The organism is Natronobiforma cellulositropha, from assembly GCF_025629245.1.
In the GTDB taxonomy this organism is placed as follows: domain Archaea; phylum Halobacteriota; class Halobacteria; order Halobacteriales; family Natrialbaceae; genus Natronobiforma; species Natronobiforma cellulositropha.
Genome location: NZ_JANZXN010000017.1, coordinates 14,049 through 29,430 on the forward strand (window position 1 = coordinate 14,049; position 15,382 = coordinate 29,430).

Annotated in this window: 13 protein-coding genes; 7 read left to right on the forward strand and 6 right to left on the reverse strand. The window is 66.3% G+C overall.

The genetic code is table 11. From position 1 onward, the window contains the following. Nucleotides 1–97: 97 nt before the first annotated feature. Nucleotides 98–448 carry a hypothetical protein gene (locus N0B15_RS08545; RefSeq protein ID WP_263019272.1) on the reverse strand — a complete coding sequence of 117 codons (351 nt, stop codon included), beginning with the start codon at nucleotides 446–448 and terminating at the stop codon, nucleotides 98–100. A gap of 100 nt (nucleotides 449–548) precedes the next feature. Between N0B15_RS08545 and N0B15_RS08550 the strand changes: the two genes are divergently transcribed. Then, nucleotides 549–926, forward strand: a complete 378-nt coding sequence (locus tag N0B15_RS08550) for a hypothetical protein (protein WP_263019273.1) — start codon at nucleotides 549–551, stop codon at nucleotides 924–926. On the opposite strand, the gene N0B15_RS08555 is transcribed toward N0B15_RS08550, so the two are convergent. Beyond that, nucleotides 927–1,610: an HAD-IIB family hydrolase gene (locus N0B15_RS08555; protein ID WP_263019274.1), complete on the reverse strand. Its 684-nt coding sequence runs from the start codon at nucleotides 1,608–1,610 to the stop codon at nucleotides 927–929. It lies immediately after the preceding gene. 175 nt (nucleotides 1,611–1,785) lie between these two features. On the opposite strand from N0B15_RS08555, the gene N0B15_RS08560 reads away from it, so the two are divergent. Both N0B15_RS08560 and N0B15_RS08565 read left to right on the forward strand, forming a co-directional pair. Continuing rightward, nucleotides 1,786–2,031, forward strand: coding sequence for an AbrB/MazE/SpoVT family DNA-binding domain-containing protein (locus N0B15_RS08560; protein WP_263019275.1), 246 nt, complete (start codon nucleotides 1,786–1,788; stop codon nucleotides 2,029–2,031). Beyond that, on the forward strand, nucleotides 2,032–2,460 hold the full coding sequence (locus tag N0B15_RS08565; RefSeq protein ID WP_263019276.1) for a type II toxin-antitoxin system VapC family toxin: 429 nt from the start codon (nucleotides 2,032–2,034) through the stop codon (nucleotides 2,458–2,460). Nucleotides 2,461–2,494: 34 nt separating this feature from the next. On the opposite strand, the gene glpK is transcribed toward N0B15_RS08565, so the two are convergent. Next, nucleotides 2,495–4,033 (reverse strand): glycerol kinase GlpK, encoded by a 1,539-nt coding sequence (gene glpK / locus N0B15_RS08570; RefSeq protein WP_263019277.1) that lies wholly within the window; start codon nucleotides 4,031–4,033, stop codon nucleotides 2,495–2,497. A gap of 68 nt (nucleotides 4,034–4,101) precedes the next feature. Here glpK and glpA point away from each other — a divergent pair, with 68 nt between their 5' ends. The 4 genes from glpA (at nucleotide 4,102) to N0B15_RS08590 (ending at nucleotide 10,803) form a co-directional block, all read left to right on the forward strand. Beyond that, entirely contained in the window at nucleotides 4,102–5,865 is a 1,764-nt protein-coding gene (gene glpA / locus N0B15_RS08575; protein ID WP_263019278.1) for an anaerobic glycerol-3-phosphate dehydrogenase subunit GlpA, read from the forward strand. Then, nucleotides 5,855–7,144, forward strand: coding sequence for a glycerol-3-phosphate dehydrogenase subunit GlpB (gene glpB / locus N0B15_RS08580; RefSeq protein ID WP_263019279.1), 1,290 nt, complete (start codon nucleotides 5,855–5,857; stop codon nucleotides 7,142–7,144). The genes glpA and glpB overlap by 11 nt, the downstream gene beginning before the upstream one ends. Beyond that, nucleotides 7,145–8,461: an anaerobic glycerol-3-phosphate dehydrogenase subunit C gene (locus tag N0B15_RS08585; protein ID WP_263019280.1), complete on the forward strand. Its 1,317-nt coding sequence runs from the start codon at nucleotides 7,145–7,147 to the stop codon at nucleotides 8,459–8,461. Nucleotides 8,462–8,691: 230 nt separating this feature from the next. Further along, nucleotides 8,692–10,803 carry a hypothetical protein gene (locus N0B15_RS08590; protein WP_263019281.1) on the forward strand — a complete coding sequence of 704 codons (2,112 nt, stop codon included), beginning with the start codon at nucleotides 8,692–8,694 and terminating at the stop codon, nucleotides 10,801–10,803. A 201-nt stretch (nucleotides 10,804–11,004) separates the two neighbouring features. Here N0B15_RS08590 and N0B15_RS18320 read toward each other — a convergent pair whose 3' ends face one another. The 3 genes from N0B15_RS18320 to N0B15_RS08600 form a co-directional block, all read right to left on the reverse strand. Beyond that, nucleotides 11,005–11,142 (reverse strand): DUF7503 family protein, encoded by a 138-nt coding sequence (locus N0B15_RS18320; protein WP_425494219.1) that lies wholly within the window; start codon nucleotides 11,140–11,142, stop codon nucleotides 11,005–11,007. Between the two features lie 176 nt (nucleotides 11,143–11,318). After that, nucleotides 11,319–12,254, reverse strand: coding sequence for a DUF368 domain-containing protein (locus N0B15_RS08595; RefSeq protein WP_263019282.1), 936 nt, complete (start codon nucleotides 12,252–12,254; stop codon nucleotides 11,319–11,321). A gap of 94 nt (nucleotides 12,255–12,348) precedes the next feature. Then, the gene (locus N0B15_RS08600; RefSeq protein WP_263019283.1) at nucleotides 12,349–15,276 is read right to left on the reverse strand and encodes an oligosaccharyl transferase, archaeosortase A system-associated; all 2,928 of its coding nucleotides are present in this window, start codon (nucleotides 15,274–15,276) and stop codon (nucleotides 12,349–12,351) included. Between the last annotated feature and the right edge of the window lie 106 nt (nucleotides 15,277–15,382).

Here is a 15,382-nt window from a genome sequence, read left to right on the forward strand (position 1 = left end):
CGTGTGGTGTTCTCTCGCGTCTCGGTGGTCACCCGCTCTCGGCTCCGCTCGAGCCTCCTCCAACCACTCGTCCGCTCTCAGCGCGCTCGAGTCTCCATCACTCGTCGTCCGCTCGCGTCTCCCCCGACTCGCGACTATCGCCGCCGTCACCGCCGGTCGGGTCGCCGGGGAGCCAGCCCGGTTCGGCCGGGTCGTCCCCTTCGCCGACGACCTCCCGCTCGAAGCCGTAGAGGACGAGACCGGTGTTGGCGGTCATGATGATGCCGGTCATCGGCGCAGTCGGCACGAACGCGTAGAGGGAGACGCCGACGAGGACGGGAACGGCGGCGACCGCGGCCCACAGCCGTGGCCGGCCGATCGCTTCCCGCTTCGCGTCCCAGCGGACGACCGCGAAGACGGCGAGCGTCCCCACTATCCCCAGCGCGATGGCAACGGTCGAACTCACCATGAGTGGGAGTAGGGGCGTCAGTACAGATGCGTGCTCCGGTTGGCGGTCGCCGACCGCTCACCTCGATACACCTATTGGCAGGGTGTCCGTTCTCCGACGTATGCTCTCGAGAGAAAATGCGGTCGTCGTCGCGGCGGGTCTCACGACCGTCGTCGCGCTGGCTGCACTCGTCGCCGTCGAAGCGACCACCGGTCTCCTGGACGAGTGGTTCGCCGTCGCCGCGTTCGTGCTGGTGGTGCTGTTCGGGTTCGTGCTCCCGCAGGTGTACCTGCTGCGCGTCGACCGGACGACCTCTCGAACGTCCAGGCTTGGCGTCGTCACCCTCATGCTGGTCCTGCTCGCAGGGGCGTTCTCGAACGCCGCTTCCGGAACGGCAGTGGTCGCCATCTGGCTGTTCGCCGTCGCCACGGCCGCGGTGATCTTCCTCGTCGAGGCCCGCGCGGGCTACCGCGAGACCACCGGGGACACCGTCGCCTGACTACACTCCGCCGCGAACCCGCTCGAGCGCTGCCAGCGTCCCGTCCGCGTGAGCAGCCTCGAGCACCTCGTCTGCGGCCTCGCTCGCGGCCGCGTCCGCATTCGCTACGGCGAAGCTCCGCCCGACGACCTCGAAGGTGGAGACGTCGTTGATCGAGTCGCCGACGGCGACCGCCGTCGAGAGGTCGATACCGACGGTCTCGGCGACCGTCTTCACCCCCTCGCCTTTGCTCACGGTGGGGTCTTTCAGGTGGTAGGCGTAGCCGGTGTCGATCACCTCGAGCCCGTGTGCGGTGGCGGCCTCGCGCAGGGGCTCGAGTGGCTGCTCGCGGCTGATGGCGAGTTCGGTCTCGCGCCAGCGGTTGACGGTGTCGTCGGGACCCCAGCCGAGGTCGTAGCCCGCATCTCGATAACTCTCGACGACCGACTCCGCCCGTTCGCGGTCGGCGGTGACCGAGACGGCGTCGCCGGTGTAGACGATCCCGCCGTTCTCGGCGACGACGAGTTCGGGAAGTGCGAGGAAGTGACAGAGCGCGATCGGGTAGGGGAAGGCCTTCCCGGTGGCGATGACGACCGGGGCGTCCCACTCGTGCAGTGGGTCGAAGATACGCGGGTCGATGCCCCAGCCAGCGGGGCGGGTGAGCGTCCCGTCGATGTCGAGGACGAGCGGCGGATCGGTGGCCATACCCGTCTCTACGTCGCGCGGTGGAAAACGACGGCGATGTCGGCAGGCGGTGTGTCGATCTCGAGCCGTTCTGTCACTGGTGGGTTCGACAACTACGGACCACGCTCCGCTGGATGAGTCAGTCGTTGCTTCTTCCACCCACGAAATTATGCGTGCTGGGTCCGTACTGACTGGCATGGGGACAGACAGCTACGCTGATGAAACTACGGTCGGCGACCGTGGCTCGGTACCCGTCCCTGCAGAGATTCGTGACCGGTTCGACATCCAACCGGGGGACAAGATCAGGTGGCGACTTACCGACGACGGAGACATCGAACTCGAGGTCGTCAACCAGCGCTTCGGTGCGTTCGAGGGCTTCGAACCGATCGATATCGGTGAAACGAACGCTGCTGATGAACACAATCTCTCGGGTGCACAGTAGATGGGCACAGCCCTCGTCGACTCGAGTGTACTGATCGGTGCTGTGAGTGCTCGTGATACACACCACGAGAATGCGGCGGCAATACTCCACGGCGTCGACCGTGGTGAGCTTCCAACCGGCTTCGTCACGAACTACGCGCTCACGGAAACGCTGAATTTCATTCACGAGCGAGTCGGCCACGATACTGCGACAGGATTTCTCGACCGGCTGATCGAGAGCGCAGGGTTCGAACTCGTGCACGCCCCTGAACGTGACTTCCACACTGGTCGGTCACTGTTTCGCAAACACACCTCACTCGCGTTCGGTGATGCGACGATGGTCGCCTACATGAAACGCAGTGGTATCGATCATATATACAGCTTCGATGATGACTTCGACGCCGTCGACGGTATCGTCCGACTGAACGTCGCTACCAATCCGTTCGATTGATACAGTCCACTCGAGCGAGCGCGTCCGATACCGTTCACGCGTCGTCTCGAGCCCAGCCTCGAGCGCAGTCGACGGCGTCGCCCCAGCGCTCGTAGCGCCGGTCTGCGACCGCCTCGTCCATCGTCGGCTCGAACCGGCGGTCGGCCGTCCAGTTCGCGCGTAGTTCCTCGAGACTCTCCCAGTAGCCGGCGGCGAGGCCAGCGGCGTAGGCCGCCCCGAGGGCGGTCGTCTCGTCGACGACGGGGCGGACGATCCCACAGCCGAGGGCGTCGGCCTGGAGCTGACACAGGAAGCTGTTCTTCACCGCACCGCCGTCGACTTTCAGCGCGTCGATCTCGATACCCGAGTCGGCTTCCATCGCCTCGACCACGTCGCGGGTCTGGTAGGCGATCGACTCGAGCGTCGCGCGCACGAGGTGTTCCTTCCGGGTGCCGCGGGTCATGCCGACGATGGTGCCGCGGGCGCGTCCGTCCCAGTGGGGTGCGCCGAGACCGGTGAACGCCGGGACCAGGTAGACGCCGTCGCTCGAGTCGACGCTCCGGGCGAGCGCTTCGGTCGCCGCCGGCTCGTCGATCAGGTCGACGTCGACCAGCCACTCGATGGCTGCGCCGGTGACGAAGATCGATCCCTCGAGTGCGTACTGGAGCGGCTCGCCCGACCGCTGGAAGGCGACGGTCGTCAGGAGACCGTGTTCCGAGGTGACCGCCTCCTCGCCGGTGTGCTGGAGGAGGAAGGAGCCGGTGCCGTAGGTGTTTTTGGCCTCACCGGCGTCGAAGCAGGCCTGGCCGAACAGCGCCGCCTGCTGGTCGCCGAGTGCGCCAGTCACCGGCACCGACGCGCCGAGGAAGCCGTCGGGGTCGGTCGAGCCGTAGGTCTCCTCGTCGCTCGAGGGGCGGACCTCGGGCATCATCGCGCGCGGAATCGAGAACTCCGCGAGCAGGTCGTCGTCCCACGCGCCGGTGTGGATGTCGAAACACATGGTGCGCGAGGCGTTGGTCACCTCGGTGACGTGCTCGCCGGTCAGCTTGTAGATGAGCCAGCTATCGATCGTTCCGAAGACGACCTCGCCCGCACGCGCCCGGTCGCGGACGTCCTGGGGCCGGGCGCGCTCGAGTTTGATCGGGTCGGCGTTCTCGAGCAGCCACTCGACTTTCGTCGCCGAGAAGTAGGCGTCGGGCTCGAGACCGGTTTTCTCCCGGATCGTCTCGCTCAGGCTGTCGGTCTCGAGCCGTTCGACGCGCTCGGTGGTCCGTCGGTCCTGCCAGACGATGGCGTTGTAGACCGGCTTCCCGGTGGCGACGTCCCACAGCACGGTCGTCTCGCGCTGGTTGGTGACGCCGAGCGCTTCGAGCTGGCCCGCGTCGATTCCGCCCGCCTCGAGCGCCTCGCTCACGACGCGTTTGGTGTTCGCCCAGATCTCGAGGGGGTCGTGTTCGACCCAGCCGGGTTCGGGGTAGTGCTGTTCGTGGGTCTCGTAGGCGCTCGAGACGACCGCTCCGGCGCGGTCGAACACCATGAAGCGCGTGCCGGTCGTTCCCTGGTCGATCGCGCCGACGTAGGTCTCTTCGCTCACGGGTATCGTTCAGCGCTTCGTTCGCCGACAGGGTAAAGCACGCGGCGGCCGTCGATTTCGACGACCAGATGGAACGATCGACGACCGACGTGCTCGTCCTCGGCGGTGGCTCGACCGGCTGTGGCATCGCCCGCGACCTCGCCCTGCGCGGACTCGAGGTGACGCTCGTCGAGCGGGGGAACCTGACCCACGGCACGACGGGCCGGATGCACGGCCTGCTCCACAGCGGCGGCCGGTACGCGGTGTCGGATCGGGCGAGCGCCCGCGAGTGCATCGCAGAGAACCGGATTCTACGCGAGATCGCGGGCCACTGCGTCGAGCAGACGGGCGGACTGTTCGTCAAGCGGCCCGAAGACCCGGACGACTACTTCGAGCAGAAACTTCGAGGCTGTCGCGACTGTGGTATTCCGGCCGAGGTGCTTTCAGGAACCGAGGCGCGGGCGCTTGAGCCGTATCTCGCCCCCGACGTCGAGCGCGCGATTCGGGTCCCCGACGGCGCGGTCGACCCCTTCCGCCTCTGCGTCGCGAACGCGATGGACGCCGAAGCCCACGGTGCACGGATCGAGACCCACGCCGAGGTTGTCGACCTCCTGCGGGAGGGTGAGGAGGTCACCGGTGTGCGCGTCCGCCACGACTCCGGGCCTGGCAAACGGACCCACCTGCGGCCGGGGACGACCGAGGAGATCACCGCCGACTACGTCGTCAACGCCACCGGCGCGTGGGCCGGGAACGTCGCCGCCCTCGCGGACCTCGAGGTCGCGGTCCGTCCCTCGAAGGGCGTGATGACGATCATGAACGTCCGGCAGGTCGACACCGTGATCAACCGCTGTCGGCCCAAGGGTGACGCAGACATCATCGTCCCCCACGAGACGACGGCGATTCTGGGGACGACCGACGAGGAGGTCTCCGACCCCGACGACTACCCCGAGGAGCGCTGGGAGGTCGACCTGGTGATCGACCAGCTGGCCGAACTCGTGCCCATCCTCCGCGAGGCGCGGACCATCCGCTCGTTCTGGGGAGTGCGCCCGCTGTACGAACCGCCCGGCACCGCCACCGTCGACCCAACGGACATCACCCGCGACTTCTTCCTGCTCGACCACGCCGAGCGCGACGGCGTCACGGGTATCGCGAGCATCGTCGGCGGGAAGTTCACCACCTACCGGGCGATGGCCGAGGAGATCGCCGACCACGTCTGTGCGGCCCTCGGCGTCAGTGCCCGGTGTGAGACGGCCGAACGGCCCTTGCCGGGCAGTGAGAACCTCGAGTCCGTTCTCGAGCGCATGGACGCGTTCGGTCTCCGCTCGCCCATCGCCCGCCGGAGCGCGGACCGACTCGGAAGCCGCGCACCCGATGTCCTCGAGTGCGACGGCCCGAATCCGGTGCTCTGTGACTGTGAGGGCGTCACCCGTGCGGAGGTTCGCGACGCCATCGCGGCGTCGGGGACGGACCTGAACGCGGTGCGCATCCGGACGCGCGCCTCGATGGGCAACTGCCAGGGCGGCTTCTGCTGTCGCGAACTGGCCCAGGAACTGCACCCGGACCACGGCCACGAGGTCACGATGGCGGCGCTCGCCGACCTCTTCACCGAGCGCTGGAAGGGCCAGCGCCACGCGCTCTGGGGTGAACAGCTCTCACAGGCGATGCTCACCTACGCCCTCCACGCGGCGACGCTCAACCGCGACCGGGCCGACGACGGGCCGCTCGAGTTCGGGACCTTCGACGCGGGACCGGACCGCGGGGGCGAGACGGGCGTCCCGGTGGCCGACGGCGGGCCGGAGGGCAGCGGGCCGCACGGCCGCGAGCGGACGCGAGGTGGTCGCGGTGGCGATTGAGGACGACGTGCTGGTAGTCGGCGGCGGTCTCGCCGGGCTGACGGCGGCGCTGGCTGCGGCCGACACCGGCGCTCGCGTCCGCCTCATCTCGCACAAGCGGAGCACGCTCCGCCACGCGAGCGGGCTGATCGACGTCCTTGGCTACGGGCCGGACGGGCGGGGACCGCTCGTCGATCCCTTCGAGGCGCTCGAGTCGCTGCCCGAGACGCATCCGTACGCACGCGTCGGGTCCGAGATCGTCCGCGAGGCGCTCCACTTTTTCGACGCGGTCGTCGGCGACGCCTACGGTGGCTGTCACACGACGGCGAACGCGCTCGTGCCGACGGCCGACGGGACGGTGAAACCGACCGCGCGCTACCCGGCGAGTGTGGCGGCGGGACTCGCGAGCGACGCGCGGGCGACGCTGCTCGTCGGCTTCGAGACGGTCACTGATCTGAATGCGCCGCTGGTCGCCGCCGGACTCGAGGCGAGCGGCGTTCCGTTCCCCGTCCGCGGTGAGACGGTTCCGTTCCCGGGCGGTCTCCGGGACGACGCCACGCGGACCCGCTACGCGCGTGCGCTGGACCAGGACGAACGCGTCGAAGCTGGCAGCGTCCGCGTCCGGACCGCACTCGCCGAGGCGATCCGTTCGCTGCTGCGCCCCGCAGACCGCCGTCTCGGCCTGCCCGCGCTCCTCGGTCTCGAGAACGCCGCCGTCGTCCGCCGTGACCTCGAAGAGCGCCTCGGCGTCGCCGTGTTCGAACTGCCGACCGGCCCGCCGAGCCTGCCGGGTGAGCGCCTCGAGCGCCTGCTGTTCGACGCGCTCGAGGCGGCGGGTGTCAGGGTGACGACGGGCGTGCCGGTCGTCGATTTCGAGACCGAGTCGGACGACCCGACTCGGATCGCGCGCGTCTTCGTCGACAGAAACGGCGCGCGGGTGCCCCACCGGGCGTACGAGTACGTCCTCGCGACGGGCGGTCTCGTCGGCAAGGGGATCCGCTCCTCCCGAGCGGGTGTCCGTGAACCCGTCTTCGGCTGTCCCGTCGCTCACCCCGACGAGCGAATCGAGTGGTCCGCCGCCGCGCCGTTCGGCGAGCACGCCTTCGCCAGGTTCGGTCTCGAGACCGATGGGTGGCTGCGGCCGCTCGAGACCGACGGCTCGCCGGTGTTCGCGAACTTGCGCGCGGCGGGGGCGGTCCTCGGCGGCTACGACTTCCCCGCCGAGTGTTCCGGGAGCGGCGTCTCGCTCGCGACAGGCTACGCCGCGGGTCGGGAGGCGGGCCTGGAGGTGAGCGCGTAGATGAGCGACGCTGATCGGTTCTCCGAGACGGACCGCTCGAGCGACGCCTCCGACCCGGTTTCGGTGTTTCCCGACGCCGAGTCGATGGACCTCCGTCCGGGTGCCGACGACTGTTACAAGTGTTCGACCTGCGACAGCGTCTGTCCCGTCGCGGCCGTCGACGACGACTTTCCGGGACCGAAGTTCCAGGGACCGGAGCAGTGGCGACTCGAGCGCCACGACGACCGCGAGATCGATCCCTCCGTCTCCGCGTGTTCGAACTGTATGCGCTGTGACGACGCCTGCCCCTCGGAGGTTCCGCTCTCGCAGATGCACAACACGGCGCGGGCGGCCTACGTCGAGGGGAACGTCCCGCGGCTCTCGCGGACCTACCTGCGCAACCGGCTGCTCTCGAACTACGGCCGACTGGCGTGGCTCGGGAGCAAACTCCCCCGACTCACCAATTTCGTGATGGGGCTGTCGGTCACTGGCTGGATCAACGAGCACGTACTCGGGATCACGAGCGAGCGCGAGTTTCCGACGTTCGCGACCGAGACGTTCCGCGCGTGGTGGCGTCGCCGCGGCGGCGCGCAGGTCGAGAACGCGAACAAGCGCGTCGCCTACTTCCACGGCGACTACGCCAACTACAACACGCCGGCGGTGGCGAAGGCGCTGGTGCGCGTCTACGAACACTTCGGCTACGAGGTGGTCGTCCCGCCCCAGCGCTGTTCGGGGACGCCGATGTTCGCCAACGGCATGCTCGGAGACGCCCGGCGTGCGGCGCGGTTCAACGTCGAGACGCTCGCCGACCTCGTCGCCGACGGCTGTGCGGTGATCTGTTCGTGTACCTCCTGTTCGATGGCGCTGCGCCAGGAGTACCCCGAACTCTTCGACTTCGAGCGAACCGAACTCGTCGCGGCGAACACCTACGACGCCCTCGAGTACCTGCGGATCAACGAGGACCTCGAGTCCGCACTCGAGGGGACGGAAACTGACGCCTTCGCCGGACTCGCCTACCACGCGCCGTGTCACGCGCGCAACCAGGGACTCGACGGGCAGGCGCTCGAGGTCCTCGAGTCGGTCGAGGGCGTCGACGCCGAGGACGTCGGCGACTCCTGTTCGGGCATCTCGGGGACCTACGGCTGGAAGCGCGAGCGCTACGAGACCTCGATGGCTATCGGCGAGGAGATGTTCCGCCACATGGCGCGCGCGGACGCCGACGCCGGTCTCACGGAGTGTCCGACCTGCGCGATGCAGATGCACCACGGCACCGGCTACGAGATTCACCACCCGCTCGAGGTGCTCGAGGCGGCGCTCTCGACACCGGACGGCCGGTGATAGGCCGGCCGCTACAGTACCCACCCGGTGAGATAATAACTAACTGTCATTTCCTCCGGTTACTTTTTTCCGAGTTTGCATCTGTGATTCGACAGCTGTGCGTCTCGAAACGGCCGCCTCGCTCGCCGGCCACCACCACTACAGCCGGCGTATAACTGAGGGTTATGGCCGGATAGTTTTTAGTAACCCGGTAGAATGGAAGTGATAGTGAGGACGAGGTTCAGGATTGCATGGTGATCGAATTCGACGGCACGAGAAAGCCAACGGGGCTCGAGGTGTACGATCCGATTGAGCAGCGGCGGTTACACGTTCGCACCCCGACTGCGGTTTCGCCGACGCCAGCCGACGGGAGGCAGTTCTGCCACCCGGTCGATACGGCGTGTTCGATCGAGACGGACTCGATCGTCTTCGACCAGTTGTACGGGGTGCACATCCACGACGAGGACGGACAGTCGTTGTGTAGTCTCAGCGCGAACGACTCGGCCAGGTTCGAGGAGGACGCCCGGTTTCTCGGGTTGAGCGGCCCGATCAGAGTCTACACGCGACTCGAGACGACCGGGCTCGTCGAGACGGGCATCGGCTCGATTCACGTCACGTTCGACGAGCCGACGACCGTGACGATCGGTGCGCGCTCGCTGCACGAACAGCCAGCCGAGACGATCACGACGACGGACGAGCCGGCGGCGACGATGCAGGCGGTCTCGGCGCTCTCGTCGGCGCTGAAGACGACTTCCCCGGAACGGGCCTGGCCGACGCTTCGCGGCCACCCGCCGCTGATCGAACGCGGTGATCGTCTCGAGATTCCCTCGACGCTCGAACAGCCAACGACGAACGTTACGATCGAGGTTCCGGCGACCTATCAGGACATCTACGCCGTCTCACCGCTGGCGTTCTTCCTCGGTGCAGAGATCCGCGAGAGTGAGTATCCGGCGATCGTCACCGACGTCGCGACGTACGACCTCGCGCTGGGTATGCGACTCGAGGACGACGTCGCCCGGACGCTCAAACACATCTTCTTACTCGAGTGTCTCGTCCGAACCGAGGGTCTCTATCGCGACGATCTCAGAGAGCGCCACCTGCTCGAAGACGAACTGCCCTTCGACTTCTTCGATACCTACCACGCCTCGCTCACCGACCGTCTCGAGGCGTACCTCTCGGTACCGTTCGACCTCGTCGAAGCGCACATTCCGCGCTGGCCGCTGACCGCGCACGTTCCCTCGACGCCCGAGGGCGTCGAGTTGCTCCCGTTCGTGGTGAACGAACTCGGCATCGTCCGTGAACCTCGCGGGACGCGCATCGACGCGCTCAGTGAGATGCCGTCCCCCGAGGTCGCCGACGCGGGATTCGTCCGCTCTGCAGCGCCGCTCTCCCGGTCGGCTGACCTCCAGCGGGCACCCGTGTTCGGTCCCGACGACGGTGCCCCAACGGATCTCGTCGTCCCCGCCGTCACCGACGAGTCGATCGAACACGCCTGGTTCGGCAGCCAGGTGCCGCGGGGTGCCTCGAAAGCGACGATCGAAGCCTACCAGAACCAACTCGATCGCCAGCAGCGGACCCAGTCGATCGAGATCTTGCTGGTCTGTAACGACGCGCGGATGCTCGACGAACACGACGTCCTCGACGACGCCTACGGCACGCGGGATACGTTACCGTTCGACATTCACTCCGAGTTCGGCGTGTCGACGGACGACCTCGCCTCGTTGCTGACCGACGGCGGCTACGACTTCCTCCACTACATCGGCCACGCGACGCCGGAGGGAATCCAGTGTCCCGACGGCAACCTCGACGTTCGGACCCTCCCGTCTGTCGACCTCGGCGTCTTCTTCCTCAACGCGTGTCAGTCCTACGAACAGGGTCTCGCACTGGCAGAACGCGGTGCTTTCGGCGGCGTCGCGACCCTCGGCGACATCGTCAACGAACACGCCGTCGAGACCGGCGAGACGATGGCGCGACTGCTCAACCTCGGCTTCCCACTGCGTGCGGCCCTCGAGATGGCCAAAGAGACGACGACCATCGGTGACCAGTACCTCATCGTCGGTGACGGCTCGGCCGACATCGCCCAGACCGACGGCGGCGTCCCCTCGATCATCGAGGTCTCGGATACCCCCTCCGGCTACGACTTCGTGTTGCGGTCGTACTCGACGAAGGAGTTCCGTGTCGGTGCTGCGAGTGAGGTCAACCTCGAGCCAGCGACGCAGAAGTACCTCTCTCCGGGGCGCGTCGACGTGACGGACGTCCAGACGGGCGAGGCACACTCGTATCTGACGTGGACGAACGGTCCCGTCCTCAAACACGAGTCGCTGGTGTGGAACGATGGCCTTCGCTCGCTCGATATCTGTTGATCCGGTCGGTTTCTCGGACCCGGCTTCGTCTCTAGTAGCCACTGCAAGTCTGTGCACACCTGGTCGCCAGACGGATCGGCGATCAGTGTGTAAATCGTTGCAGTTGTTACTCGCGCTCGGTGGTGGTTTCGACGTAGAGTGAATCGCTGTAGAATGCAGCCCGCGTTCGGTAGCCGTCTCTCGTGTGATGATCGCCTTCGTTTAGGGCCCAACGAACGTGCACTGACACCCTGCGCTCGCCGCGCCGGCCTGGCTGAGCAGCAGCATGATCGCGAACAGTGCGCCGATCATTCGTGGGTGCGATGCGAGTCGGGTGGTCAGCTTGTCATTGTCTGCCATTGCATTCTAACGATTATTGCCAATGGTAATCAATCTATCTAAAAAATTCTGCCAATTAGAAGATGATTATAATTATTAATCGCGGAGAATCCTCTCCGACACGTACTCTGGGCGAACTGTCTACACGAAAACAGTGTGTGCTAATAAAATGAACGGCCGTTTCCCCCAGCCGGCTGTCAGGCGTACGCCAGGTCGTCCGTGTAGTGGTCGACGAGTAACACCGCCGCACAGCCGACTACCGCAGCGAGCGCAGCGACCTCGAGCGAGCCGCCGGCGGTCTGGCCGAGGTTGTCGGGGTCCGTGACCTCCATCGCCGGAAACCTGAGCGCACCGACCATCAGGCTCACCAGGAAGGCGAGCGTCGCTTCGCGGTAGCGATCCAGTGCCCGCTCGATCAGGTGGGCCATCGTGATGAGTCCGATCACCGCGCCGACGCCGAAGATGGCCACCGTCGTCCCCGACTCGAGAACTGGCGTGAGTGACCCGCCGTTGGCGACGGCGAGCAGGCCGTCGGTGAAGTCGCGAAGCGTCCCCGTGAGGTACTCGTACTGGCCGAGGATCAACAGGAAGAACGCGCCGGAGACGCCCGGGAGCACCATCGCACAGATGGCGATCGCGCCGGTGACGAAGATCACGAGCGGACCGTGTGGCGCTTCAGAGCCGGTGAGTCCAGTGATGAGAAACGCCAGCGTGACGCCGACGGCCGAGACCGCAATCCGCCCCGGCGTCCACGATCCGACCTCACGGTAGAGGACGATCGCCGACGCCGCGATGAGACCGAAGAAGAACGCGTACGTCGGCACGGGATACCCCTCCGCGGCGCTCGCCATCACCCGCGAGAGGACGACGACCGCCGTCGCGATACCCAGACCGAGCGAGAGCAAGAAGAAGACGTCCATCCGCTCGAGTTCCTCCTGGAGCGCCTCGCGTTCGTCCGTCCGGTGTGCTCGTAGCGCTGGCGCCAGCCCTCGCGGATCGAACGCCGTGATCGCCCGGATCAGCCGGTCGTAGATGCCGAGGATGAGTGCGATTGTCCCGCCCGAGACGCCGGGGACGACGTCCGCCGCCCCCATCAAAAACCCCTTCAGATAGACTCCGAGCGGCCCTCGCATGTACGCGAGTGTAATCTACCTGCCGCCAAAAGCGTTCTCACCTGCCTCGATTCGTGCGTGCCGTCCCCGAGTGAGACGAAGCCCGCTCGTCCACCTACCCGGCCAGGGGAGTGAGCGCTCCGGCGGGCTCGGCTTCGCCCGCCTCGCCCTCTGCGTCACCGACTGCATCCTCGTCCGGTGTGGGTTCTACAGGTCCGACCTCTTCGGGTGCGTCCGTCTCCTCTTCGGTCGGATCGTCGACCGTCTCGTCGGTCTCCTCGAGCGTGACGTCGATCGTCTCACCGTCGATCACGGCGGTCTCCGGCACCTCCGTTTCGCCGGAGTAGTGAAGCTCGAGCATGCCGTTCTCGTCCGGCGTCGCGACGGCGACCTCGTACGCCGAGAGCGCCTCGACGCTGCTGTCGGTGTAGCCGTCCTCGACGCCGAGTTCGTCGTCCGTCGCGTACGGCACCGTCAGCTCGAAGCTGCCGTCGTCCTCGACCTCGGCCTCTTGGATGTAGACGAACGTCCGGCCGGGGGCGGTCTCGAGTTCGACGACTGCGTAGGCGGTCGCGTCCTCGACGGCGTCGACGGAGCCGGTGAGCGTCGCGCCCTCGACACGCTCGAAGGTCTTCACCGAGGAGACGACCTGTGGGTTGTAGATGTACTCACTCTGGCTCACCGGGCTCAGCTGCTGGGCCTGTCGGACCAGGTCGTACTGTGTACTGATCTCCGCGGCGTCACCGGACCAGGTGCCGTTCGTCCCTGACAGTTGCTCGAGTCGGAACGACTGGAGCGGATTCGGCAGGAACCCTTGTTGGGTGGCCGTCAGCATCGAGGTGACGGCAGCGTAGTCGTCTGTTTCGTGGACGAGCCGGTAGTGCTCGAGCCCGGTCGCGTCGTCGAGATACAGCGAGGCGAGCATCGTCTCCTCGTACTGCTCGTTCGGTCCGGGGAGGGTGAGCGGCTCTTCGCCGAAGGTGTACTGCCCGTCCTCGACGTAGCTCTCGTAGTCGGGTCCGGTCCACTGAGTGATCGCTCCGAACTTCCCGCCAGCCATCTTGTGGTCGATCATCACGTAGCGAATCTCCTCGTGGGAGCCGCCGTCGCCGATGGCGTCTCGGAGCTGATCGTCCGTCTGGTCGCTCACCGACCCGCCTTCGGCGATGGCGTCGAGGATCAACTCGGCGCGCTCTTCGCTCGTCGCCGTGAGGTAGGCTGCCGAGGAGGCGGCGTTCGACTGGAACGGATTCGAGTGTGGAATCCGTTCACCCTGGACCGTTATCAGGTGGCCGTAGTCCCACCACGAGAGCACGCCGTACGCCCCGACCGGATAGTCGAAGGTGCCGTCTTCGGGGTACTCGTAGGTGCCGTAGTACTCGAGTTCGGAGGCGTTGTCAGCCCCGGCCCAGTCGCCGACCTCGGGGGTGTTCTCGAGCAGCCAGTGGTTCGCCTCTTCCCACGCCATCGCGTCGTCGCTCGGGTGCATGTTGGCACCACGGTCCCACACCGGGGCGGCCGCGACCGGCGGCAACAGCGGTGCGAACAGCATGACGACGACGAGGAAGACGGCGATCACCTGGTAGGTCTCGACGTTTCTGATCGCCTCGACGTTTCGCTCGAGGTCGAGATAGCGGACCACGTCGCTGATGAAGACGGCGTTGACGACGGCGACCGCGAGGACGAGGTAGTAGGCGAAACGCGTCTGGGTCGTCGACATGCTGATCAGAAAGAGCGACCAGACGACGATCAGGGTGTGTTCGGCGCGGAACTCCCGACCGAGCCACGGGCGTGCGAGGAGGAGTGCGAGTCCGGCGAGGAACGTGTAGAAGGCCATGCCGAACTCGTCGAAGACGTGCTGTGGGTAGCTGTCGGGTGGCTGCGCCTCCGCGATGGTCGCCGTGCCCGTTCCGGGATCGAGTGGGAGGAGCCGGCTGGTGACGTTTCGGGCGATCGAACTGAAGAGATCGGGAGTGGCGAGCGCCATCACGACGAACGCGACGGTGATCAGCCCGACGATGGTGACGGGATAGTAGGTGCGTGGCACCTCGTGGCGGTCCCACTGTCGGGCCAACCAGGCCATGAACACACAGCCGAACGCGACGAGAAACGCCGTCGCGGGCTGGAGAAAGCCGAAACTCGTCGCGTTCATCGTCGGCAGTTCGATCAACGCGATGGTGAACAGTCCGGTCGTTCCAAGACTCGTCACCCCGACGAACGCGACGTGGTCGGGGGAGGTGCCGCGGAAGTACTCGAGACTGAGGTGGACGGTGAAAAACGCCGCGAGGATGCCGACGAACACGACGCCCGGCGGCCAGACCCAGATGTACAGCGAAATGGAGATTCCCGCGAGGACGCTGAACAGCGCCGGTTTCTTCAGTGCATCGAGTTCGTTGGTGACGAGTAACTCGTAAATCGGTTTCTCTTGCTCTGCGACACGCAACGCGACCATCATCGCCAGCACCGACAGCGCCATGAACAGCACTTCGGCGACGTGGTGCTGGAGTTGGCCCGTCGTCGACCGGAAGAAGAAGGTCCCCGGCGCGAGCGCGAGAAGCAGTACGGAGACGAGTCCACCGAGTGTCCCACCCAGACGGCGGCCGATGGCGAAGACCGGGAGCGCTACCAGTGCTCCGAGAACCGGAATCGCGACCAGTGACACGGTGTAGAGGAGTTCTGTGCTCGGGTCACCGAGACCGACGACCATCGCAGCGGTGACGATCAACTGGTCGAAGAGCGTGCCGAACTGCCCGACGTATCGCCCGGACGGAAAACTCGTCCAGATCTCGAACGGCATCGTCTGCGGATAGTTCTCGCTCGTCCACTGGACCGTCCGCCAGTGGTACCACGAGTCGACTGCAGCCAGTGCGGGCGTCCCGTCCTCCGTAGTGAAGTTATCGTACGACCGCATCCGCGTCCAGAACATAAAGAGCATCACGACCCCCAGAACTGGGAGGTGATACCACGACTCCCACGTCTCGAGGACCGAGCGAGATCGCTCCCCTTCGGTCCCCTCTTCGAGACGCTCAGTGTCAGTACTCATTAGCACTCACCAGAAGCAAATAGGGAATAAGCCTTGTCATCTATCCGCGGAGTGTTCATGAGGGGGCGGTTAGTCGATTTGTCGGTCGGTGTCCGCCTCGACCACC

Excerpts from the sequence above, each read along its gene's own strand:
- N0B15_RS08545 (WP_263019272.1), bottom strand. The coding sequence starts at position 448 with ATGGTGAGTTCGACCGTTGCCATCGCGCTGGGGATAGTGGGGACGCTC.
- N0B15_RS08550 (WP_263019273.1), top strand. The coding sequence starts at position 549 with ATGCTCTCGAGAGAAAATGCGGTCGTCGTCGCGGCGGGTCTCACGACC.
- N0B15_RS08555 (WP_263019274.1), bottom strand. The coding sequence starts at position 1,610 with ATGGCCACCGATCCGCCGCTCGTCCTCGACATCGACGGGACGCTCACC.
- N0B15_RS08560 (WP_263019275.1), top strand. The coding sequence starts at position 1,786 with ATGGGGACAGACAGCTACGCTGATGAAACTACGGTCGGCGACCGTGGC.
- N0B15_RS08565 (WP_263019276.1), top strand. The coding sequence starts at position 2,032 with ATGGGCACAGCCCTCGTCGACTCGAGTGTACTGATCGGTGCTGTGAGT.
- glpA (WP_263019278.1), top strand. The coding sequence starts at position 4,102 with ATGGAACGATCGACGACCGACGTGCTCGTCCTCGGCGGTGGCTCGACC.
- N0B15_RS08585 (WP_263019280.1), top strand. The coding sequence starts at position 7,145 with ATGAGCGACGCTGATCGGTTCTCCGAGACGGACCGCTCGAGCGACGCC.
- N0B15_RS08590 (WP_263019281.1), top strand. The coding sequence starts at position 8,692 with ATGGTGATCGAATTCGACGGCACGAGAAAGCCAACGGGGCTCGAGGTG.
- N0B15_RS18320 (WP_425494219.1), bottom strand. The coding sequence starts at position 11,142 with ATGGCAGACAATGACAAGCTGACCACCCGACTCGCATCGCACCCACGA.
- N0B15_RS08595 (WP_263019282.1), bottom strand. The coding sequence starts at position 12,254 with ATGCGAGGGCCGCTCGGAGTCTATCTGAAGGGGTTTTTGATGGGGGCG.
- N0B15_RS08600 (WP_263019283.1), bottom strand. The coding sequence starts at position 15,276 with ATGAGTACTGACACTGAGCGTCTCGAAGAGGGGACCGAAGGGGAGCGA.